General features: G+C 42.0%; 14 protein-coding genes. 1 reads left to right on the forward strand and 13 read right to left on the reverse strand.

The genetic code is table 11. The features are described from left to right. Positions 1–36 precede the first annotated feature (36 nt). From ACT17O_RS07730 to ACT17O_RS07760, 7 genes are all read right to left on the reverse strand, one after another. Positions 37–729, reverse strand: a complete 693-nt coding sequence (locus ACT17O_RS07730) for an alpha/beta hydrolase-fold protein (RefSeq protein ID WP_444817376.1) — start codon at positions 727–729, stop codon at positions 37–39. Further along, positions 710–1,720, reverse strand: coding sequence for an ABC transporter substrate-binding protein (locus ACT17O_RS07735; protein WP_444817377.1), 1,011 nt, complete (start codon positions 1,718–1,720; stop codon positions 710–712). The genes ACT17O_RS07730 and ACT17O_RS07735 overlap by 20 nt, the downstream gene beginning before the upstream one ends. A gap of 19 nt (positions 1,721–1,739) precedes the next feature. Beyond that, entirely contained in the window at positions 1,740–2,495 is a 756-nt protein-coding gene (locus ACT17O_RS07740) for an ABC transporter ATP-binding protein (RefSeq protein WP_000364120.1), read from the reverse strand. A gap of 1 nt (position 2,496) precedes the next feature. Further along, positions 2,497–3,543, reverse strand: a complete 1,047-nt coding sequence (locus ACT17O_RS07745; protein ID WP_216732956.1) for a FecCD family ABC transporter permease — start codon at positions 3,541–3,543, stop codon at positions 2,497–2,499. Positions 3,544–4,161: 618 nt separating this feature from the next. Next, the gene (gene rpsO, locus ACT17O_RS07750) at positions 4,162–4,431 is read right to left on the reverse strand and encodes a 30S ribosomal protein S15 (protein ID WP_001018251.1); all 270 of its coding nucleotides are present in this window, start codon (positions 4,429–4,431) and stop codon (positions 4,162–4,164) included. Between the two features lie 144 nt (positions 4,432–4,575). Next, positions 4,576–7,281: an FtsX-like permease family protein gene (locus tag ACT17O_RS07755; RefSeq protein WP_444817868.1), complete on the reverse strand. Its 2,706-nt coding sequence runs from the start codon at positions 7,279–7,281 to the stop codon at positions 4,576–4,578. Then, positions 7,277–7,978, reverse strand: coding sequence for an ABC transporter ATP-binding protein (locus ACT17O_RS07760; RefSeq protein ID WP_444817378.1), 702 nt, complete (start codon positions 7,976–7,978; stop codon positions 7,277–7,279). Before ACT17O_RS07760 ends, ACT17O_RS07755 begins: the two co-directional genes overlap by 5 nt. A gap of 140 nt (positions 7,979–8,118) precedes the next feature. Between ACT17O_RS07760 and ACT17O_RS07765 the strand changes: the two genes are divergently transcribed. Continuing rightward, positions 8,119–8,691 carry a TetR/AcrR family transcriptional regulator gene (locus ACT17O_RS07765; RefSeq protein ID WP_444817379.1) on the forward strand — a complete coding sequence of 191 codons (573 nt, stop codon included), beginning with the start codon at positions 8,119–8,121 and terminating at the stop codon, positions 8,689–8,691. 125 nt (positions 8,692–8,816) lie between these two features. Here ACT17O_RS07765 and ACT17O_RS07770 read toward each other — a convergent pair whose 3' ends face one another. The 6 genes from ACT17O_RS07770 to ACT17O_RS07795 all read right to left on the reverse strand — a co-directional run bounded on the left by ACT17O_RS07770 (position 8,817) and on the right by ACT17O_RS07795 (position 23,613). Continuing rightward, positions 8,817–9,509 (reverse strand): phosphoglycerate mutase, encoded by a 693-nt coding sequence (locus ACT17O_RS07770; RefSeq protein WP_000240130.1) that lies wholly within the window; start codon positions 9,507–9,509, stop codon positions 8,817–8,819. A 163-nt stretch (positions 9,510–9,672) separates the two neighbouring features. Continuing rightward, the gene (locus tag ACT17O_RS07775; RefSeq protein WP_002893408.1) at positions 9,673–9,927 is read right to left on the reverse strand and encodes a hypothetical protein; all 255 of its coding nucleotides are present in this window, start codon (positions 9,925–9,927) and stop codon (positions 9,673–9,675) included. Positions 9,928–10,293: 366 nt separating this feature from the next. After that, on the reverse strand, positions 10,294–10,674 hold the full coding sequence (locus ACT17O_RS07780) for a hypothetical protein (RefSeq protein WP_000439016.1): 381 nt from the start codon (positions 10,672–10,674) through the stop codon (positions 10,294–10,296). 157 nt (positions 10,675–10,831) lie between these two features. Further along, positions 10,832–16,342, reverse strand: a complete 5,511-nt coding sequence (locus ACT17O_RS07785) for a ZmpA/ZmpB/ZmpC family metallo-endopeptidase (protein WP_444817380.1) — start codon at positions 16,340–16,342, stop codon at positions 10,832–10,834. A 234-nt stretch (positions 16,343–16,576) separates the two neighbouring features. Further along, complete coding sequence (locus tag ACT17O_RS07790; RefSeq protein WP_084856178.1) at positions 16,577–16,957, reverse strand: hypothetical protein; 381 nt, start codon at positions 16,955–16,957, stop codon at positions 16,577–16,579. Positions 16,958–17,187: 230 nt separating this feature from the next. Then, positions 17,188–23,613: a ZmpA/ZmpB/ZmpC family metallo-endopeptidase gene (locus tag ACT17O_RS07795; RefSeq protein ID WP_444817381.1), complete on the reverse strand. Its 6,426-nt coding sequence runs from the start codon at positions 23,611–23,613 to the stop codon at positions 17,188–17,190. Between the last annotated feature and the right edge of the window lie 161 nt (positions 23,614–23,774).

Below are 23,774 nucleotides of genomic sequence, written 5' to 3' on the forward strand. Positions count from 1 at the left end.
CAATTATCCCTTGGCTTTTACCAAGGGATATTTCTTTTATGCAATTTTCCATTTTTGGGCCAACCAGTTGGAAAAGGCTAGAAAGCGTTCAGCCACTTGCTCATGATGCCCATAGGGATCAAAGATAAACTGACCATTAGGATAGTGCTTCTGAAGGCTGGTATGGATCTGCTCAGCGTAGACTGGTGCTTGAGCCAAGCGATTGGTATGATGGGCTCCTTCTGTTTGACCATTCTGTAAATACAGCAAACAATCTAAATTTCTCACCTTTTCTTCCCTGCAATAAGTCGTAAAATCAGGATACCAAAAGGAACCACAGATGGAGAAGACACAGGAGACCTTGGCAAAGCTGAAAAGACTGTATACTGCTGTCAAACCACCTAGTGAGTAACCCCCATAGGCAAGGCGATTTTTGTCCAGGCGATAAAGCGACTGCAACTTGTCTAAAAGACCTCTAAATAAATGACCATGATAGGCATTTGCCTGACCCCCAAAATCTGGAGCTCCATCTCTCAGAGCAGGTGCCTTCCAGGGAGTGTAGTCATCTAGGCGATTTTTAGAGGTCAAGCCCACTAAAATCACAGATTCTGAAAGGGAAGATAGAAAATCCAAGTTTCCATCATTCAAGAGAATAGCTGGATAGGTTTGATTGGGATCATAGGTTGAAGGAAGGCTGACCTTGACTTGGATCCCTTCCCAATCAAACTCATTATTTATTGATAAAGTCATTGATTTTCTCAAGGGAATCAATCACTGCTGGACCATAATCCATCAACTCATCGTAAGAAATAGTCATGATTTTTTGATTCTTAATTGCAGGAACGTTTTCCAAAACTTCATTTGCCTTCATCAACTCTACTGCGTTGGCATCCAATTTTTTATTGCGGTCGCTGGTCACATAGATAATCAACTCAGGATCCATTGACACGAGATTTTCCAAGGTCAAGCCTGATGTTCCCGTTGCAACGTTTGTATAACCAAGTTGATTCAACAAGCTCTCTTGCAAAGCAGACTTGTAAGCACCAAAGGTTTCGTCGTTATAAGCAACCATAATCAAAGCTTTTTTCTTTTCACCTTGGCTTGTTGGGTTTGCTTTCTTAACAGCCTCGATTTTAGCTTGTAATTGGGCTGCGTATTCATTAGCCTTGTCCTGCACATTGAAAATCATTCCAAGATTTTTGACATCTTCTACGATATTTCCCAAATCTTGCTGAATCGTTGAGAGAGAAGCTTTCTGTGTATATACTGGGATTTTGTTTTCATTCCAAGTGCTAACTGTCCCCAAGGATTTTTCAGAAAACATCATGTTTCGACCCATCACAGCGTCTGGCTCATAAGAAAGGACTGTTTCTTGTGAGACTGTTTTTTTGTCCCCAATTTGAGGAATCGTCGCAATCGCGTCCTTGTATTTGTCTGTTACAGCATTGTCCGGGTTGAGCATGCCAGCAATTTTATCCTTCAAGCCTAACTCCAATAAGATTTCAGTGGTTGACAGATTGTTGGTGATAACTTTTTCAGGTGCCTTGTCAAAGACTTGTTCGACTTCATTCCCTTTAGCGTCATAGGTTTTGACCGTTAGTGGATAAGTCGTCTCTGTGCTGGCCTTTTGACTTGTTTCTGTGCTAGATTGTGTGGTAGCTTTTTCTGTAGTAGTATTGCCACAAGCTGCCATGGTTAGGGTAGCTACTGTTACGAGTAAAATACTGAGTGTTTTTTTCATATTGTTTTCCTTTTCATTTTTATAAATAGTGAATCATGGCTTGCTGATCCTCAGTCCAAGTCACCTGACTTTGAACTCCATATACAGTTTGCAATGACTCTGGGGTGATGGTCTCCTTTGGAGTCCCTTGGTAAAGGATTTCTCCCTCTTTCATCAGATAGAGATAATCCGAATAGCGACAAGCAAGTTGAATATCATGTAGGACAGCTAAAACATTGACTTTGAGATTCTTCACAATGGCCAACAAGTCTAGCTGATACTTGATATCCAGGTGATTGGTTGGTTCGTCCAGGAGCAAGAGAGTGGGTTCTTGCGCCAAGGCGCGTGCCAACAAGACTCTCTGTTTCTCGCCCCCTGACAGGGACGAATAGAGACGAGTTTTCTTCTCAAGCATATCCACCTTGACGAGAGCATCTTGAACGAGGGCATAATCCCTTTCCTTTTCCTTCTGTAAAAAAGAGAGGTGGGGAGTTCTTCCCAGCAAGACGATTTCCTCAACTGTACAATCAAACTGCAATTGATTAAACTGGGTTACAACTGCCATCTGCTTGGCTGTTTCTTTGAGTGACCAATGCTCCAGTGGCTTTCCATCTAAGCTTATCAAGCCTTTGTCTGCCTTTTCCTGACGATAGAGGAGTTTAAGCAGGCTGGTTTTCCCACTTCCATTTGGTCCTAGTATCGTGTGAAATTGATGCCCCTCAACCTTAAGAGAAACTCCTTTGAGGATTTTTTTCTCTCCCAGTCCAAAGTGGACATCCTGACAAATCAAGTCCATATCAGGCCCTCACCTCCCTTCGCCTACCTCCAACAATGTAGATAAAGAAGGGAGCACCTACTAAGGCTGTGAAAATACCAATTGGAAGCTCAGCATTGGGAATGATGATACGAGAGAGTACATCTGCCCAGATGACAAAGAGGGCACCCAGCAAGGTTGCAACGGGAAAAAGCCTCCTGTAATTCGTTCCCACTAACCCTCGAGCTAAGTGAGGAGTAATCAGACCAACAAATCCAATAATCCCACAAGTTGCCACTAAGACAGCTGTCAGCACAGCCACCACGGTCACGTAAAGATACCAATAGAAGCGTAAGGGAATTCCCAAAGTTAAAGCAGTCTCATCTCCCATCATCATCGCATTAAAAACACGATACTGGGTAGCGAAAAATAGAAAGGCCAATCCTACTACTGTAGTTGGCAGGACTAAGTCAGACCAAGTAGTCCCGGCAAGCGAACCCATGGTCCAAAACTTAATGGTCATCACACTGTCCGCATTAGCGCCAACAGAGATAATAAAGTTGGAAAATGCTAGAAAGAGAGCATTGACCACCGTTCCTGATAAAATCAGACTAGAAGTCGTCATCCTTCCCTGCATAGAGGCAATGATGAGGACAGCAATGGTTGCCAAAATAGCTCCTAAAAAAGCTCCAAGGCTAATCATCACTTTTAAACCAAGAATGATGCTTAGGGTTGCTCCTAGAGTTGCACCCGCAGAGATACCTAAGACATAGGGCTCAGCAATGGGATTGTTCACTGTAGACTGCATCACGCTACCACACATAGAAAGACCAGCTCCTACTATCAGACCTAACAATACTCGGGGGAATCTCATGTTCCATACAATGGCAAGAGTGGACTTGGAAACCTCTCCTATCTCAAGAGGAAAACCCAACCTGCTCAAAATAATCCGATAGGTATCTCCTAGATCAATCGCAACGGATCCCATTGAAACTGCTAGAAAGAGGGAAATCCCTAAAGTAGCTAGCAAAATACCTAAAAGTAACACAAATTGCAGGTCCCGTCGGCTTCCAGAAAATTTGGAAAGCATGAAAACCTCCTTAAACAAAATTAAAAATTTAGAAAATTCTCATGAAAAGTATACCATATTTCTATTAGATGAACAAGGATGTAAATATATATAGAAAAAGCCCTCTGAAGTCAGAGAGATGATTTGAGCTCGGGCTAAAATCCTAGCGACAAAGATGAAACTCCTTGTGTTCATCGAAGACTGTGTCGTTTACCTATTTTCATACGGATTTTTGGCGCCCTTAGCATCATAATTCTTGCTGGATAAAACGTTTATAAACTAGGCGACAAGCCGAAGATTGTACGAAAATGATAGTGAAACAAAAAATCTCCCCGAAGGGAGATGATCTGGTTTATTTTACCTTACAGTGCTAGGAACCGTAACCAATGATAATACTTGAGTATATCGAGGTAAGGTGACAAAAGTAAAAAAGCTACCCAATATAGAGTAGCTTCATTATCAAGATATGCTCAATTGGACACGGCCTAAGCAAGCGGATAAAAACAAAAAGCCCTCTGAAATCAGAGAGCTTTATTCTTGCTGGATAAAACGTTTATAGACTAGGCGACAAGCCGAAGATTGTACTGATGGTACATCGAGGCGAAGGCAACGAAGTATAGAAACGTTTTAGACGCAAGATTAGCGACGAAGTCCAAGAGAGTTGATCAACTCACGGTAACGGTTAACGTCGTTTTTACGCAAGTATGCAAGCAAGTTACGACGGCGACCGATTTTCTTCATCAATCCACGGTAAGTAGCGTGGTCTTTTTTGTGTTGTTTGATGTGTTCGTTAAGGTGGTTGATTTCCCAAGTAAGGACAGCAACTTGAACCTCTACTGAACCTGTATCACCTTCGTGACGTGCATATTGTGCGATGATTTCATTTTTTTTCTCTTTTGAGATTGCCATGATGTTTCTCCTTTTTATTTGGCTTAATCCGAGTGACAGGTTGGCATGCCTGTAACCAAGAAGAAGTTATTTGTCTTTACGACAGTTCTTATTCTACCAAGAAGCAGGGACTTTGTCAACTGATTTACTATTTAAAACCGTGAATTACTCTACTGATTTCAGGGCTTCGAGCATATCTACTTTTCTCAAGTGGTGATTGACAAATAGGCCTAATAAGGCTAAGATTACAGTCACTGCGACGATTGGAAACGCATAGACTTCCCAGCTGACTTGTGGATAAAAAAGTATGGGGGCAGGTGAAATCATTTGAATCAAAAATTGATGTAAATAGTGGCCAGCTACCAAACCGAGAACAATCCCCACAAGGGACAGCACCATAGTCTCGCGGTAGATATAGAGGGTCACTTCTTTATTGTGGAAACCGAGAACCTTGATAGTGGAAAGTTCGCGGATACGTTCTGCCACATTGATATTGGTGAGATTGTAAAGAATGACAATGGCTAGTAAGACGGAAACAAGGACAAGGATAGCCATGGTTTTATTGAGCGAACTAGCCACGGATTCAAAGAGATGGATGGCTGTCACATTTTGGACGACCCCAGAAACAGTAGCTTTTTCCATGAAAATAGCCGCTTCTTTCTCCGTATTGGAAGGTGTTGGGTCTTTTAATTTTACTAGATAGGTATTGTCTTGCGGACTAGTTCCATAGACTTGTTCGTATGTCGCTCGGTTGAGATAAACGAAGTGTCCAACATAGTTTTCAGAAATAGCCGCGACCTTGATTTCCTTCCCATCAAGCTCTAGCTTGTCTCCAACATTAACATCTGCTAGTTGAGCTAGTTTTTGACTCACGACCGCTCCATCGGTGACCTGCACCTCTCGCCCATTTTCCTCTAATATGATAAAAGGCTTAAAGTCTTCTCCACTAGTAACCATCATAGTGATGGTTTGAAGTCCTGCTTTTCCTTTGAAATCTTTTTCAATGGATTTAGAGTAAATCTTTTGATAAGCGTGGATAGGCTCAGCTTGCAAGGCGCTTTCTAAATCTGCTTTTTCTTGCTCCGTTACACTGCTCTTTTCCGCTACAATCATCTGGTATTGCTGGATTTGTTCAAATTGACGCTCCACAACTCCTCCCACAGAAGACTGAATACCAAGACCTGCAAATAGGAGAGCAACCGAACCCGCAACTCCAAAAATGGTCATCAACATCCGTTGTTTATAACGGAAAATATTTCGCGCTGTAACCTTATGAGTGAAGCTCAAATGACTCCATATAAAGCTCAACCGTTCCATCAAAATCTTTGATCCTTTAACGGGAGGTTTGGGAAGCAAAAGTTGGGCTGCTTCATCGTGTAATTCCCTCCGCGCCACCAGATAAGCTGGCAAGACACTGGATACCCAACTCAAGGCTAGGGCAAGGAGGCTATAAGACCAGTAAAAAAACTCCTGGCTTTTCCCAACGACCATCCCAGCTGTTATAACATCTGAAATCACCCCTGCAAGGAGATAATGCCCAAGAAGTGTTCCTATAATGGTTCCCACAGTTCCTGCAAGAAAACCATAGAGGACAAACTTGGCAACAATATCTCGGTTGCGGTAACCCAAGGCCTTGAAAATACCTGCATTGGTGCGTTCTTCATCTACAAAGCGAGTCATCGTTGTAAAGGTCACCATTGCAGCGACCATATATAGCACCACGGGGAAAATATTTCCGATAGAACGAATACTTGTTGATAAATTGCTGTACATGCGGTAGCCTTGACCACCTGGCATGGTTTGGCGATTGTATATGTGGTATTTCGGCTCTGCCAGTTCATCAAGGTCTTTCTGACGCTGTTCAAGCTTCTCTTTTTCCTTAGTTAGATCACTCTCTGTCTGAGCCAGTTTTTCTTTTTTAGTCGCCAGTTCTTCCTTAGCTTTTGTCAGCTGTCCCTTGGCTTGACTCTTTTGCGGTTCTGGTAAAGCGGTCGCTTGTTCTTCTTGCGTTTTCAAGCGACTTTCGGCCTGCTCTAACTGACTCTTGCCATTTTCAAGATTGCTCTCAGCAATTTGGAGCTGTTCTTTGCCCTCTTCCAACCTCTTTTGCCCATTTGATTTGATACTTGCCAATCTTTTTTGACCATTATCAGCAAGTAAGTCTTGCAACTCTCCCTGATGTTGGGCTCGTTTGGTCTTATAGTCTGATGAAAAAGTATCCAGATTTTTTAAATCGTCATAGCGCACACGCGCAATACTATAAACATCTGAGTCAAACTGACTGGGTAAAATTACTCCATAGCCAGTCAGGTTGCCATTTCCACTACTAGCACTTCCTAAATCTTCTTTAGAAAGGATTTCACCCGACTGAACAAATCCAGTAATTGTGAAAGTTTGGGATTTTAGAACGGACTTTTCTTCTTTCTTGGTAAAGGTAATGATCTCTCCAATATGATAGCGGTCTTTCCAGAAGTCGGCTAGGGCAATTTCCTCATCAGCTTCTGGCAGTCGCCCTTCTGTCACTTGGAATGTTGAAATGCTCTCTGGTTTGGAATAAAGTCGAACCGCTTCTTCACTATTTTCAACGGTTAGGTCTGCCATATAGCCAAACTCTACACTTGCTCCTTGAAGGGTCTTTAGTTCGTCTTGGTCTTCTTTGTCCAAGCCATAATCAGCTATCACGGCAAAATCCAGAGTATTGGCTTTACGGAGATAATCTTCTGCCGTACGTTCCATGTTTGGACTGGCCACCTTGAGGCCAACTAGGGCTAAAGAACCCAGCATCATCAAGGTTAAGATAGAAACAAAGCGTCCCTTTGAAGTCGTCACTGACTGAAATAGGTCTTTCCGATATGTTTTTTTCATGCTAATACTCCAATGTATCGATATCCTGCGGATGCTCATTGATCGTCATGCTCTTAACCATGGCATCACGCATGTGAATCACCCGATCTGCAATAGGAGCTAGCGCACCATTGTGGGTCACGATAATCACTGTCGCTCCTTTTTGACGAGACATGTCTTGGAGAATTTTCAAGACTTGCTTCCCCGTCTGATAATCCAAGGCACCTGTCGGTTCATCACAGAGGAGAATTCTAGGATTTTTGGCTACTGCTCGTGCGATGGAGACTCGCTGTTGCTCCCCTCCAGAAAGCTGGGCTGGAAAGTTATTGAGGCGATGACCTAGCCCTACATCTGTCAAAACCTGCTCTGGATCTAAGGCATCTGTCACGATTTCTGAGGCCAGTTCCACGTTTTCCTTGGCTGTCAGATTGGAGACCAGATTGTAAAATTGAAAAACAAAACCTACACCTTCACGACGATAGTTTGTTCGTTGGTGCGAACTATAGTTGGCAATATTGGCACCATCAATCCAAATCTCCCCCTCATCATTGGTATCCATACCTCCTAGGAGATTGAGAACGGTTGATTTTCCAGCACCTGAAGCACCAAGTATGATAACCAGCTCCCCTTTTTCAATTTCAAAATTCACATCACGATTAGCCACAATCTCCGTATCCCCAACCTGGTAACGCTTGTAGCTGTGTTTCATTTCAATATAAGCCATATCGTTTATCTCCTTTTCAAAGCTCATTTTCTTAAATCAACAAGGTGTTGATTTTAAATCACAAATATTATATAATGGGCTAAGTCAAAAAGCAATAATCAAAAATCAACAAAGTGTTGATTTAAGAAAAAGGAAGAGAAATGGTTCAGAAACGAAAAACTACTACTAAGGAAGACATCAAAGAAGCTTTGATTCAGCTGCTATCAGAGGAGAAATTTGAAAATATATCAATTAGTAAACTCTGCAAACGCGCAGGAATTAATAGGGGAACTTTCTATCTACACTATGAAGACAAATATCAAATGATTGACAGTTTTAAAAGTGAAATTATTTCCCAGCTCTACATTTTTTTAGAAAAAGAAAGAGAATCGCCTAGAAAGTTTATGTTAGCCAACTTCTATATATTACGTTCGAACGAACGCCTTATTAACGCCTTGTCCCAAAGTCATTACATAGACTTTCGTGGTGCAATTCGTGAATTTCTAAGTAGCATTATTCTAACTGAAAATAAAAAAGAAACGACTCGTCATTTCTTATCAGAAAACTTCCAAATTCCTCACAAATACGCTTTGGAAATCTTCTTATCAAGTATTGAAGGGATTATTTCTCTTTGGATTGCTGGGGGAGCGCAAGAAGAACCGGAAGAAATCACGGATATAATTTTATCAACCTATAACTACGAACACTGGAGCTACGAATCAAAAGAAGATTAATTCATACAACTTACTATTTCATAAGCTATATCCTCTCATTTTATACTTTTTCAATTAGCTAAATTGCCTTTTTTTAAACTTAGATACAAAAAAGCCTAGGAATTTCTAGGCTTTCTGTTTATAGATTATTTTCCAAGGTAGTATTCAGAAACTACGTTCAATTTTTCGTCAAATTCGAATACCAATGGTGGGAAGTTAGGGATTTCCACGTCCATGATTTCGTCATCTGACAAGCGTTTGATGTGTTTTACAAGGGCACGGATTGAGTTACCGTGAGCTCCTACGAATACGTTTTTACCATCTTTAAGTGCTGGAGCGATTTTGTCTTCCCAGAATGGAAGGGCACGTTCCAAAGTCACTTTCAAGTTTTCAGCATCTGGGATAACTGAGTCGTCAAGTGAAGCGTAACGACGGTCAGTGTGTGCTGAATGCTCATCATCACGATCCATGTTTGGAGGCAATACATCGTATGAACGACGCCAGATGTGAACTTGCTCATCACCAAATTGTTCCGCAGCTTCAGCTTTGTTTTTACCAGTCAAACCACCGTAGTGACGTTCGTTCAAGCGCCATGATTTTTCAACTGGAACCCACAATTGGTCAGAAGCTTCAAGAGCCAAGTTTGTTGTTTTGATCGCACGTTTCAATACTGAAGTGTAAGCTTGGTCAAATTCGATACCAGCTTCTTTGATCAATTTACCAGCGTCAATCGCTTGTTGTGTTCCTTTTTCAGACAAATCAACATCAGCCCAACCAGTGAAAAGGTTAGCTTTGTTCCATTCAGACTCACCGTGGCGAGCAAAAACCAATTTTACCATTAGATGGATTCTCCTTTTATTTTTCGAGGTTTCCCTCGTTTATCTATTCTATTTTACACAATTTTTCACAAAAAAGCTAGTTAAAATCAACTAAAAAGAGAGAACAGTGTCCTCTCATCTAGTTATTATTAATTCGCGATATTCAATCAAGAAACGATTGCAATTATTTGTTATTTAAAGCATCAATTATACGATCAGTATTCTTAGTTACATTAGTATCATTGTAACGATTATGAATTAGACCTTCAATTGTTTCTTTGCAATTTTCAAGATTAGCTTTTTCAAATACTACCACACTGACAACATGTGTTCCACCAGAAGTAAGATGCAAAACTAGTAGAGTTTGAAAAGCACTTAGCACTGTTAATACACCATAAGCCGCTAATATCAATCCTCCGATAAATGAATTTTGCATCATTGAAAGGCCAATAAGAGCGAAAATGATACCCCAAGCAAATGATTTGAAATCAAGGCGAAATGAACTATCTACACTTGCAACATGATCAATAGGAATTGTTTTATTTTGAGAACCCAGTGGAATAACTTTTAAAATAGTATTAGGGCTAGAAGTTTTTATAAAGACTCCCTCTAAAGCAATGGAAGCTTTTAAATAGAATGTTAAATACGATGTAATGAAAGATTATTTCATAATATTCTCTTTTTATTTTTTCAAGTTGTATTACATCATGTTTTCTTATAAGAAAAGCATTTTGCTAACATATTCTTTCGCCAGATAATTCTTTAAATAAAAAACAACCCTCAAACGGATTGTTTCACTAGACTATCAGACAAGGCCACGGACCTCTTTCAAAAATTTAGAAAAAGAAACAGCGCCTTTAATGATTAGAAATCCTCCTATCCACTCGGTCGCTGAAAGAAAGCCCAGTACGCCACCAATGATAAATAAAATAGAAGGCAGCATTCGAAGTTGTTGATCCTCTTCGAAATAGATTAACATAAAGGTCCCTAATGCAATCATCAAAATCTTAAAAAATGTCAGGAGCAAAGAAAAGGCAACCGTGACGACCAGTATCTTTGAAGGATCTTTATAGATGAGAGCCCCAGTATAGGATAGCAAAAATCGTAGGACAGGTCCCAAAAGCAAGGTTATACCTGCCAGCATGCCCAGTCTCCAATTGAGTCGAACCAATCTATCTCTCTCCATAAAAACCTCCTTCTCTCGTAGCTATCATTCTACCATATTTGCCCCAGAAACGAAAGGACTTCTCCAGCACAAACCTATCTCATACCAGCTTTCTAACATGGGTATCAAGCTATAAAAAGAGAAGATCTGTCGATCCTCCCTTTTCATTTTCCAACCCTTATTTCTTAAAAATAGAGGTTCTGAAGTCGTTTGTTTGGTCAAGATAAGCTTTAAAGATTGCTCTCTTCAATTTATGAACTGCACTGTCAATTTCTGGATCATAATTACTCCAACGAGGAGCCACTGCATCCTGTAGCACAGCTTGGTCCATAAGGGCTTGCAATTCAGTCACACTATTGATGGTCTTTGTCGCATAACTTGGCCATGATTTTGTCGGATCTTTAAAGGTCACCTGCTTCAAGTTCCCAAACTGATCCATACGTTCTTTATACACGGCTTTCTTGAAATCCGCCCAAGATGAATACTTGCCTTCAAATACCTTTTCCAAAACAAGATCATCTGTCACCAATCCACGTTCTTTACCATAGAGATTGATGGTTTTACCTTTTTGTTTGGCAACTTCTTCGTATTGGTTGGAGATATAAGGTACCATTCCATCCTTAAAGCCTTTGGCAGCCAGAAGTTCGTAAGCGATCCGACGTCCCATAAGGTCCCCTGGCGTGCCTTTCTCACTGCTGAGAGCTGAAAAGATTGGGGCAAAGAGTTTAATGGTATAGTAGCCATTTCGTTCATAGTCACCAGACTGGTACTCACGAGCTGACAAGATGTTATGGTCAATCAAACTCTCAAAACTATTCAGGTTTCGGGCCTCTGCTTCTGTCAATTCTTTGACTACGTTAGTGGCATAAACCTCATTGCCATCTACTGGATCTTTCACATACTTGTTCTCAATCTTTCTGAGAGCCTCCATTTTCTGATAGACACTTAGTTTATTAACGATTGATTGTCCTTCGAGATATTCCAGCATGTAGATAAGGTCAAACATATTATGGACATAGTTCTGAAGATCTGCTGCGTTTTGGAATCTCTCTGTCGGATCCAATACTTGCAGACGGGAGTCCTCTGTACTATCTGATTTTGAGTGTTTCAAGATAGAATTGATGGTAATGGTTGCGTCACTTGGTTGGTCAGGGGCTTGCAATAAGCCTTTTGCAAAGAACTCTGGGCCCAAGCCACTTCTTCGACCATAGCCGCCAAGATAAATATCCTGATCTGAATCATGGGTCATTTCATGGGTATACGTAATAGCGCCATCCTTGTCTAGCATACGGTAAGACATATAGTAGACGCCATCCCCTGTTGCGTAGGCTCCATGCTGGTTGTGTACTACCTTATTGCCAACTGGGCCAAAGAAATTCTTCATGGCTGGATTGGAACTATCAAACTTAGCCTCCAATGTAGCTTTTCCTGAGGTTGTGTCATCCCCAAACTTATAAGCATCATAAAGCAAGATGGTACGATAGAGTTTTTCACGTCCCTCATTATCTAAAATACGATACCAATAATCGTAGTGATCACGCTGGCGTTTGGCTGTTTCACGCGCATTTTCTTCAACAAAGTCATTGAGAGCCTTGCCCGCTTTATGGTCACTATTGCGGTAGCGATCATATGCTCCAAATCCTAGGCTAGACATGGTCGAGATGACAAAGACTGATTTTTCTGGCAAGGTTAGGAGAGGCAAGACCATATTGCGGTATTTCCATGTGGCACTCGTGATGCGATCATAAACACCGATAGAATACTTGGTGCCAGCAAGTCCTTGCTTTGTTTTCACCTCTTCGATAGTGGATTTTTCTTCGACGATGTAAGCCTTAGTCTCTGATTTAAACCAGTCATTGTTACTTTTCTCTGGTAGAAAGACTTTTCGGTAATGTTCCAGTGTACTAAACAAATCTGTCGTTCCATGATTGTTGGCAAGACTGATGCCATAAGTATCAACATTATTCTTAGCTAGAAGGTTGTTAAAGCCAGATTTACCTAACTCAATCAGAGTGTCCAGTGGTGAAGCATTTCCCTTACCAAAGAAGTCCAGATGGTACAGAACCAGGTCTTTGACGTTTACTTGACCATAGCTGAAGTTGTACCACCGTTCTAGATAGGTCAAACCAAGTAGCAAGGCTTCCTTGTTACGTTTGATTTTATCTACAAGATAGCCCTTGGTAACTGAGTTATCACCAGCAAGTCCAGCATCCGCTGACAAGAGTTTCTTCAAACTATCTTCCAGATGTTCCTTTGTTTTGGCGAACTGGTCCTCTAGATAGAGCTCAGTTTGCTTGACGTTTGGAGAAATACCGAGTGTCTTTCTGATGGCCTCTGAATGATAGTCCACCTTTTGTAAGTCAGGTAAGACTTGCTTGATGATAGAGCTTTGGTCATACAAGAATTGGTTTGGTGTATAGAGAAGACCCGTATTTCCTAGACTATATTCCGCTAATTTGGCGAAATCAGCCTGGTACTTGAGATTGAGCTTCTCAGATGAATGGTCCTTGTAGTGAAGCAAGAGTTTGTTTGCAGTCTGTTTGTTAGAAATAATATCTGTGATGACTTGATCATCCTTCATCATGACTGCTGACAAGAGTTCTTTTTGATATAAAAGACTGTTCTCATTGACCAAGTTTCCATATTTGACGATGGTTGCTTTGTTGTAGAAAGGTAGCAATTTTTCAATGTTCTTATAAGCCAAGTCGCGCTTAGCTTGATAATGGTCCACCTTAGAAAAGTCACTGTCCTTCTTGCCACTTGTTGAGAGGGGCTCCACTATTGGTAGAGTGAGAGGATTGATGGCTGCTTTTTTGCTTTCGATTTGGGAAGCATCTAGCATTGTTCCTCTTTCTTCAAAGGATTCCTTGCTGACGACCTCATCCTTGACCAAGGTGACATTATAGACTCTGTTGGCCTTGCTACTGAATGTGTCTTTCACCTTCATTTCATTATAGTGGTAACCGGTAATGGCATTTCCGTTGGTTACATTGACATCGCTGAGAACATTGGTCAAACTTCCAGCATGCTTTTCTAGATTAGAAGTTCGGTCCCACAAATAGCCTGCTACTCCCGCGACTCTACCAAAGTGCTTGGCATTGTTAATATCACCCTCAGCATAACTATCTTGGATCTGTGCATCCTGATCTACTAGACCTGCAAGACCACCCACAGTCTGATCTGAACTATTTGTGTTGGATGAAATGGCCACTGTCGCTTTTGACTTAGTTAGTAAAGCCTTGTCACCTGTCAAATGACCGACCAGACCGCCGATATTGTAGGCAGCAGTCGTTTCATACGTGTTGATAATTCTTCCCTTGAAACTGCTCTCTGTGATACTTGATTGCTCCGCCTTAGCCAGCAAACCACCGATACCACGTTCACCGGCGAGAACACCATCGACGTGAACTTGCTGAAACTTTGTGTTATTCTGGGCTTCATAGGCCAGTGAACCAATATCATCTTTCCCTGAAATGGAGACATTTTTCAGACTCAATTTTTCTACTCTAGCGCCGCTCAAGGTTTCAAACAGAGGCTTTTTCAAGTTGTAAATAGCATACTGCTTGCCATCTTTTTCACCGATCAACTGACCAGTAAAGGTACCCTTGATGTAAGATCTATCATCAGGTCCCAGTTCCACTTCGTTGGCATTCAAACTGGCTGCTAAATGATAGGTTCCAGAGAGATTCTGGTTGATAGCTTTGACTAGGTTGCTAAAGGAAGTAAAGGTTGTCGTTTCCTCTCTAGCCTTCTTAGCTAGGTAGAAGGTGAAATTATCAACATATTTATTTTCTAGCTCTTGCTGGAGTTTCTCAGCCTTGGCTGTGATTTTATAAACTGGCTGGCCATCTTTCGTTTCAGCCGTTATTGAAGCGACTGGTAGATAGACATCTTTAAATGACGAGGATTTAACCTTGACAAAGTAAGTGTCTGGATTACTTGGGACACCGTCTAAAGAAACGTGTTGTTTGTAAGTACCATTGGTCTGACTATACAACTCCAGATCCGAAACATTTCTTAATTCAAGTGTTTTTTCTGGATCTTTTTCTTTTGTTTTTTCTGTCGGAGCTTCCGGTTTTACTTGCTCGGTATTGCCAGTATATTCTGGAAGAGGAGCAATTTGTTCCGGTTCAACGATGGCTCCTGCTTGAGTTCCTGTATATTCCGGTAGGGAAGACTGGGTCTCTGGTTCGACGATAGCACCAGCCTGGGTTCCCTGATACTCAGGTAGTGGAGTGACTTGTTCTGGTTCTACAATCGCTCCAGCTTGAGTTCCTGTATACTCTTGTGTCGGTGGTACCTGTTCAGGCTCTACGATTGCTCCAGACTGCTCGCCTGTATAGGCTGGTTTGTCAGTCGTTGCTGGTTCCACCAAAGCCCCTGACTGGACACCCCCAACCTCTGGCTCAACTTTTTCCGGCTCAACGATGGCACCAGCTTGAGTTCCCTGATGCTCAGGCAATGGAGCAACTTGCTCGGGTTCAACGACGGCTCCTGCTTGGGTGCCTGTATATTCTGGTTTTTCAGCTGTCTCTGGGGCTACAACCGCTCCCGCTTGCTCGCCTGTATATTCTGGTAATGGAGCCTGCATCTCAGGCTCTCCTTTTTTTGCAGACTGAGGTGCTTCACTCGGAGCAACTGCCTTCTTAGTCCCTTTCTCTACTATACGTGGCAAAGCTTCTTCTACTTTAGTTGAGAGAACTTCCCTAGAAATTTCTTGGTTTTCAACCGTAAAAATGCGAACGACTTCAACCTTCTTCCCAGCACGACCTTCTTGTTTGACATGGATGGTTCCCTCTGTTAGTTCTGGATTTTCCTGCACCACTTCTGAAACATCTAGTTTGGTTACAATCTCTTGGTCTTTGTATAAGAGCTCTGGTTTGTTCACGCGACCAGCCAAGACTTCGTCTTGAGGATCTACACTAGCAATACCAGACGGCTTTTGATTGGATGAATCTTGAGGTGGGATTGGCTTGTCAGCAGGGCTTGTTGGAGACGGAGCTTTCTGCTCATCTCCTGCCTTTTGTCCACCTTCGTTGGCTTGGAAATGAGGTTGAACTGTATAGTCAAGTTTCTGATCCCTAGCAGCAGTTTCTTGCTGATTAATCTCTTTGTCTTGCTTAATATAGCCTAGATAAGTATAACCCGATAGGGTGCGTGGCAAAGGCAGACTATCTCCTTGGGATAATTGGTATTCCTGATTGTATTGTAGCAAAAGCTGATTTTCAATAGCCTGAACCGAAGAAGCCAAGCCACTGCCCATCCCTGTTACTAAAATAAGATTCAAGAGGGCTTTCTTTTTGTCTTTCTTTTTGGATACAACAAAAATAAGGAGACCAATCGAAGCCAGGACTCCACCTGATAAAACGCTAGTAAGGCTATTCTGCCCACCTGTATTGGGCAACTGACCTAGCTGGGCTTTCTCATCCATACGGTAGACTAGATAATAGGTGCTCTCACTATCTTCCGCAATTTTAGGAATGTCCTTTACAATCAAGTCCTTCTCTTGACTACTTAGCTCTGTATCCGTCACATATTTGTAGTGAACAGCTACATTTTCTTGAGCAAATACAGTTCCACTGCTCGCAATGGACACAAAAAATAGGCTTGAAATCGAAGCTGACACAAGTCCAATTGCTAATTTTCGTAAGGAGAAACGATGCTGCTTCTCTCCAAAAATCTTTTTCATTCTATATCCTCTCAACTTTTCAACCTCTATCAAGAAAATAACTAGTATTATATTTTGATATAGGTATTTCACATCCACCATTATACTATAAAAATACTTCCTTGTCTCAAATAAATGCTTTAGATTTCACGAATGTCAAAGCTTATTTATCCTGTCAATTTTACCCCTGCTTGATGACAAAAAAAGAAGGCTAACCGCCTTCTCTTATTTCAAAATATTTCTAACAAAAAGTTATTATTCTTGAATCTCGAATTTTTTCAAAAGTCCAAAATAGAGGGATCCACCAATGATTGTCAGAATTCCTCCCACCCATCCCAAGAATGGGATCAATCCAACAGAACCACCTACGATAAACAAAACAGACGGTGCAGGGGTCACTCGTTCATCGTCCTTGTAATAGACAATAGACACAATTCCTAAAACCAAGACAGCAATTTTTACCAATGACAAAATAATTGAAAAAATCGTCAATATACCAACTGTTGCATCAGAGTCCTCCGTCGCCGCAGCAGCCCCGACAGCTATCATAAACATAACAAGAGGTGCCAACAGCAAGACGATACCTGAAATAAGACCAAAAATCGCATTTACGCGAGCAAGTGCTTTTGTTTTCATCCGAATCTCCTTAAAAAAATTTTACAACTATCATTTTATCATATTTTCATGAAAAACAAAAGAAATTTCAAAATGAGTATACTAGATGGTGAATGATTTCCAATTTCTCTCCAGACATTTAGAGTAAAAAATAGGTCATGTATCAGATTGTTTGTAAATTCATTCGTTTTTGTACTAAGCAAGCCATTCACCTAAAAAAAGAAGATCACTTGGATCTTCTTTTTTCGTGTCTATCTTTCAAAGATAGACTGTCTAAAGTCGTCTGTAGCACGTAGATAAGCATTGAAAATACGATACTTGAGTTGGGCGACACTGCTCTTAGAGCTGTCTGATAAGGCTCGATCAATGTTCTTAGCTGAAGCATCCGCTAGTACTGCTAAGTACATATAATCTTGTAATTCCTCATAAGAAGAAATCGTAATTTGTCGTTTGCTATCTAGTTTTCCTGCTTCAAACTCGATAGTGATAGGGCGAAGGAAGTTTTGAGCCTTGTTGTATCGCTCATTTAGCATAGCTTTCTTCAAATCCTTCCATGATTCATACTGACTACCGTAGAGGTTTCTAAGAATTAGATCATCTCCAATTACACCGACATCTCCTCTGTTCCAGATTGAGTAGGTCTTATTACCTTCTTTAAGCGCTTGGTCGGAGTATTGGCCAGATACATATGGGACAAACCCTTGCTGGTAACCCTTGTCTCCGAGCAATTCATAGGCTCTACGGCGGAACATAAGCCCACCAGGTGCACCAGTTGGATTGTCCAGAGCTGCATAGAAGGAAGCAAACATATTAACGACATAGTAGCCATTTCGTCCAAAGCTAGCTGTATCCCAACCATCACGACGACCAATGATATTATGATCCACCAGAGCATCAACAGATTTTAATTTAGCTGCTTCTTCAGCTGTTATAGGGACAATGCGATCATCAGCATGGGCTTTCTTTCCATAAGACGTATTCTCAAATTTATAATTTTCAGCCTTACGGTACCATTTCATTTTCTGTTGATCAGTTAGGACACCAGTAACAATATCCCCTTCTACATAATCCAGAAGGTTCAGTACGTCAAAAACTCCATGCATGTAGTCGCGAAGAGCATCTGCTGAGGAGAATCGAGCAACAGGATCATAGGTATGGTAACGTGTGGTCGAATCTTTATCTCCCTGATAGAAGCTATTAAGCACGAGACCTTTTTCGCTAACATTGGTTACAGACTCTAACATTCCTGTAGCAAAGCTCTCAGGTCCTTCACCCTCACGACGACCATGTCCTTCAAAATAGATAGAACCATCCGAGTTGTGGGTCATTTCATGGGTATACACCATGGTTCCAGAAGCTCCCAGCATCTGGTCATAGACGTAGAAGACTTCATAACCATTAGCAAAGGCCCCTAGTCCATTGTCTCCGTGATACTTGCCAGCAGGGCCAAAGAAATTGTACATAGCAACAGAGGTCTTATCATTACGCGGAGCCCAATATTGCTGGCCTTTATCATTGTAAACAAAGAAACCGTCTGTAACGATCACCCGTCTGAATAGAGTGTCTTTCCTGTTTGGACTTAGAATGTTGTACCACATATCATAGTGGTTTCGTTGCCATTCAGCTGATTGATCCACAAGTTTTTCAACGTGTCGATGGAGTTCCTCGCCTGAGAGAACTCTACCACCTTCTTTCCTGTAGCTTCCAAAGCTACCAAAGGCAATGGTCGACATATTGCTGATGATAAAGACATCTCTTTCAGGTAAGGTCAGAAGTTGGAGGACCATTTGCTTGAAGCCCCAATCTCCCTGAGTCAGTCTGTCATAGACCTTGATTGTATACTTACTCTTACGATCTGCATTATCCTGTTTAGCCTGAATTTCTGGCAGACTTGAACGAGCTTCTACGATATAAGCCTTGGTATTTTCCTTGAACCACTCACTGTTGGTTTTATTTGGCAAGAAGAGTTCGCGCAGACTTTCTAAATAAGCAAAGAGGTCTCCTTTGCCTTTTTCCTTGGCTAGAGATTGTCGGTAGGCATTGAAGTTGTTTTGTGATCGAAGATTGCCCATTCCAGAGTTACCGAGAGCGATGATAGTATCCAGTGTCGAAGCTGCTTGATTTCCAAAGAAATCAAACTTATAGGCATTAAGGTCCTTGGTGTTGAAAGTTCCATAGTTGACATTGTACCAACGATTGAGATAGGTCAGACCAAGCATGAAGGCTTCTTTGTTCTGCAGAATCTTTTGGCTAATTGCATCCGCTACAGCAGGGCCTAGGGTGTTGATCGACTTGTCAACTGAAAGCACCTTGAGGAGCTCCTGACCTAGTTCAGCTTTGATTTGTTCAAAGGCTTTTTCCAGATAAAGATCATCCAAGGAAGCTGTTTCACCAATTCCCAGTACCTTACGAACAGCAGCTGAGTCATAAGTCACAGCTTTGAGTTCATCCAAGACACTTTCTTTAATGGTCTGATAGTCAGATAAGAAGGCTTCTGGTGTATAGAGTAAATTCTTATCAGCGATGCTATATTCAGCAATCTGGCCATTGGCAAAATCTCCCTTGTAGGTCAGATCAAGATAAGCGATCGTCTTATCTGCATAATGCAGCATCAGTCTATTGATTTCACCCTTATGGCTGTTGACATCCGTTATCAGTGTCCCATCTTTCATCGGAACCACATCTAACAAGGCTACTTTGTTGAGTTTATCATCTTCAGCTAATTGGTTGGCAGTATGAACGATGAAGTCTTTGTTGTAGAATGGTAATAGTTTTTCTACATTTTCGTAGGCTTGCTTTCTGGACTCCTGAGCTCCCCTCACTCGACTATAGTCTGTCTGATGCTGGTAAGTTTGCTGCAATGGCTCCTGGTCTGTCAAGTTTGAAGTGATTCCAAAAGACTGACGTTTAGCTTGCGCATCGGCCTCTGAAATAGAACGGACAAAACGCTCATCTTTTCGATTTGCTGTAGTCCCTTCAAGAACATAAGAGTCCCGAACAGAAGCCTCAGGATAGGGATCTCCTGTCATGGCATGACCATTTTGAACCTTGACACCTGTCAAGACATTTCGGACCTGTCCATTGTTCCAAGTAGACCCGATCGCTCCACCGACTTGGCCAGAATGACCTCCATTTTGGATAGAACCGCTCACATAAGAAGTTTCTAATCTAGCTCCATTTTGCAAGCGACCAATCAAGCCTCCAACACGCTGGTCTCCATTTCGACCCGTTACTTGGATAGATACATCTGCCTGACTCTTCTGCGTCAGTGATTGGTTCCCGTGGAAATTACCGACTAGGCCACCAATATTGTACTCCTGCCCCCCATCTTGGGTGCTGGTGATGGACCCTTTAAAGGCAACATTGGTTAGTTTGGTGTTTTGGGCAACTCCGACTAGGCCACCGATATGCTTGTTACCAGATAGACTACCACTTACAGAAACATCCGTAATCGTTGCATTCTGAGCATTGCTAGCCAAGGACCCTATAGAATCCTTGCCTGTAACTGCAGCCGATTTCAAGGTCAGTTGCTGGATGGTGGCATTTTTCAAGGTTGCAAAGAGTGGTTTTTCCAAGTTGTAGATGGTATAATCTTTTCCATCCACTCGGCTAGTTAGGCTACCTGAAAATTCTTCTGGTACATAGCTTGTCGCAGACTGTTCCAACTGAATCTCATCTGCTGAAACATTCGCTCCTAGTTTGAAGTTTCCAGTCGGGTTTGACTTCATAGCCTCTATGAGCGTTTTGAAGGACGTATAGACTCCTTCTTGACTAAGAGGCGTTTTCGGCAGTTCAAAAGAGTAATCTGGACGATAACGGTCCCCTTCTCCCTCGACGAGTTGATTGGCTGATACTGTTACGGAGTAGGCATTGCCCTTGTCTGTAATCTTAGAAACAGGTAAGAGCATGTCCTTGAACTTGTCTGACTGAATGCGGACATAGTAGTTGTCCAAATCAGACGGCACTTCCGACAGAGATATGTAACGTCGGTAGTGACTGCCATCTTTACCGTACAGCTCGATGCGGTCGATGTCTTTAATTTCAACCTTCTTATAATCTAGCTGAACTGGGCGTTGATCCTCTATACTAGTTTGTTCCCCTTGACCCAGATCATATTTCATGACAGTTTTGAGAGTATAAGGAGTATAGTAGTCCAAGTCATCAAGTGTCAATTTTTGAGTGAGGTCCACAAGGTCGACTTCCTTAATTAACGTTTCACCCTTGTATAGCTGCACTTTGGCTGATTGATAGCTAGCTGTAGCATCCGTCAAGTGATAGCTAAGAGAAACTTGTCGTTTGTCTTCTTCCTTCTCGACACTGACTAGAGAGAGGGTTGGTTTTCTCTTGACACCATCCAGAGCTTGACGAGCTGCCTCGAGATCCGTCCGAACTTGATCGACCAAGGCTTGATTGGCGAAAGGATTGTCCAAAACGAGCTTGGCCTGATCTAGAGCACGGCGATAGCGGAGTTTGGCTTGTTCATCAGCATACTGGTAAGCAACTGTAGACTGAGTCACATCCTTCATGTCAAATTCAACTCCAAGAGTTTTCTTATCAACAGGTTGGCCGTCTAGATTATTCTTAGCAGTTTCAAGGGCTTTTTTCAAAGAATCAACCTGTTCTTGACTGGCATGAGATGTCTCAAAGAGAGCTTGGGCATTTGCGACTGCCTGTTTATAAGACTCTTGATCTGCAGTGGTATCATTGAAATACTGATGCGTTTTCTGAATGCTATCGGCCTCTTCCACTAATTGGTGTAAGGGTTCGAGGTCGAGAGTTCCTTTTTCTGGTTCCACAGGAGCGTGATCCGCATTTGTAGAAATTGGTTTTGTACCGACTTTGATAATTTGAGGAACTGCTTCTTTTGTGATAGTGTTAGAGATTTCCTCTGTATTTTCGACTTTTCCATCTACTAAATACTGACGAGTCACAATCGTACGGACGCCCTCTTGACCAGCTTGGCTAACTTCCCTTTGCCCCAAAGGCAGGTCTGCACTTTCCACTTCCTTAGTTGGGTAGGGTTCTGCTACCGTCGTAGTAACATCCTTTTCCTCAACGTTTAAGTTTGGAACTTCATTTACAGGAGCGTCTGTTGGTTTCTCGCTAACAGGAGCTGTTCCAACCGTTACGATCTCTGATACCGCTGGAGTCGTCACTTCGTTGGAGATTTCCTGGCTTCTCTCTACTTTGCCATCTACTATGTACTGACGGGTGACGATTGTGCGCACTCCATCTTGACCAGCTTGGGTTATCTTGGTCTGGCCAACTGGCAAGCTATCACTCTCTACTCGTTCTCGAGTGTAGGGTTCTGCTACCGTCGTGGTAACATCCTTTTCCTCAACGTTTAAGCTTGGAACTTCATTTATTGGAGCGTCTGTTGGTTTCTCGCTAACAGGGCCTGTTCCAACTGTTACGATTTCTGATACTGCTGGGGTTGTCACTTCGTTAGAGAGTTCCTGGCTTCTCTCTACTTTTCCATCTACCATGTACTGACGGGTGACGATTGTACGCACACCATCTTGACCAGCTTGGGTTATCTTGGTCTGGCCAACTGGCAAGCTATCACTCTCTACTCGTTCTCGAGTATAGGGTTCTGCTACCGTCGTGGTAACATCCTTTTCTTCGACGTTTAAGCTTGGAACTTCGTGGACAGGAGCGTCTGTTGGTTTCTCGCTAACGGACTCCCCTGGGCTTGGTTTTGTAGGAGAAAGAACCTTGATTCCGACTTTTCTAATCTCAGAAGTCGGCTCAGTCATTACCTGATTGGAAACCTCCTCTGTATGGATCACCTGACCATTTAAAAAGTAGTTGCGGGTCACAATGGTACGACTACCATTTTTCCCTGCCTGAATCACCTCAGTTTGACCTTGTGGCAAATCAGCTGCCTCTACTTCCTCCACTTGGAAAGGAATGATCTCTGTACGACTCGTATCTTTACTATCAACCTTTAACTCTGGTTGTTCAAATACAGGAGCATCACTTGGTTTCTGAGCACGATACTCTTCCTGCGCTTGGCTTCCGTTTGAAGTTTGAACTGGAGTATCAATAGGAGCCGAATGATTCAACTCTTTCTTGCCATCAACTGGAGAGTTTACTTCTTTTTGAGATTTCAAATAGCCTACATATTGGTAGCCTTCAATCGTAAGTGGGGATTGCAATGTTTCCCCGACCTGTACAGTCAATTCCTGATTATAGTCTGCCAGCATTTGATTTGTCAAAGCCAAGGAAGTTGGCGCAATTAGCTGACTTCCTAGACTGGTCAAGAGCATGAAAGAAGCGAGTTTCTTGCGATCATCTCTGCCCAGTTTAATCGCTACAACCAGTAGTACAATACCTGCCCCCGCTGCAATTGAGCTAATGAGTTGGCTGTGACCAGTTGCAGGCAACTGTCTCGTCGGACGATAAATCAAATAGTATGTATCATCTGTTTCCTCAGCAAACTGTGGCAATTCTTTGACTACCAACTGCTTTTCTTGGTCCGTGAGTTCACTCTCTGTCACGTACTTATAGTGAATCTGTTTTGTGACGGATGGCGTCTGTTCACTAGCTGCTACACTTGCAAGAGAACCTACTCCACTAAAAAGGTAGAAAACCCCTACCAGAGCAGACACTAGACCAACCGAAACTTTTCTCAATGAAAAACGCTGGTGCTTTTCTCCTAAATAACTTCTTTTCATTTCTAATCTTTCCTTCATCATGATTTGAATCCCTTCTATTCTACCGAAATTTACTAGATTATTCAATTTATTTGCTGTAAATAATAGTAGCAAAACACTACTAATCTTTTCAGTTCATTTGGGCTTTAAAAATCCTTATCTTATCAGGTGTTGAATGTACA

This window comes from Streptococcus sp. HJ1 (assembly GCF_052399005.1).
Lineage (GTDB): Bacteria > Bacillota > Bacilli > Lactobacillales > Streptococcaceae > Streptococcus.

Bases quoted from the DNA above. Each gene is read 5' to 3' on its own strand.
- ACT17O_RS07745 (WP_216732956.1), bottom strand. From the start codon at position 3,543: ATGCTTTCCAAATTTTCTGGAAGCCGACGGGACCTGCAATTTGTGTTA.
- ACT17O_RS07790 (WP_084856178.1), bottom strand. From the start codon at position 16,957: ATGAAAACAAAAGCACTTGCTCGCGTAAATGCGATTTTTGGTCTTATT.
- ACT17O_RS07780 (WP_000439016.1), bottom strand. From the start codon at position 10,674: ATGGAGAGAGATAGATTGGTTCGACTCAATTGGAGACTGGGCATGCTG.
- ACT17O_RS07795 (WP_444817381.1), bottom strand. From the start codon at position 23,613: ATGAAAAGAAGTTATTTAGGAGAAAAGCACCAGCGTTTTTCATTGAGA.
- ACT17O_RS07740 (WP_000364120.1), bottom strand. From the start codon at position 2,495: ATGGACTTGATTTGTCAGGATGTCCACTTTGGACTGGGAGAGAAAAAA.
- ACT17O_RS07735 (WP_444817377.1), bottom strand. From the start codon at position 1,720: ATGAAAAAAACACTCAGTATTTTACTCGTAACAGTAGCTACCCTAACC.
- ACT17O_RS07765 (WP_444817379.1), top strand. From the start codon at position 8,119: ATGGTTCAGAAACGAAAAACTACTACTAAGGAAGACATCAAAGAAGCT.
- ACT17O_RS07760 (WP_444817378.1), bottom strand. From the start codon at position 7,978: ATGGCTTATATTGAAATGAAACACAGCTACAAGCGTTACCAGGTTGGG.
- ACT17O_RS07770 (WP_000240130.1), bottom strand. From the start codon at position 9,509: ATGGTAAAATTGGTTTTTGCTCGCCACGGTGAGTCTGAATGGAACAAA.
- ACT17O_RS07730 (WP_444817376.1), bottom strand. From the start codon at position 729: ATGACTTTATCAATAAATAATGAGTTTGATTGGGAAGGGATCCAAGTC.
- rpsO (WP_001018251.1), bottom strand. From the start codon at position 4,431: ATGGCAATCTCAAAAGAGAAAAAAAATGAAATCATCGCACAATATGCA.
- ACT17O_RS07785 (WP_444817380.1), bottom strand. From the start codon at position 16,342: ATGAAAAAGATTTTTGGAGAGAAGCAGCATCGTTTCTCCTTACGAAAA.
- ACT17O_RS07775 (WP_002893408.1), bottom strand. From the start codon at position 9,927: ATGATGCAAAATTCATTTATCGGAGGATTGATATTAGCGGCTTATGGT.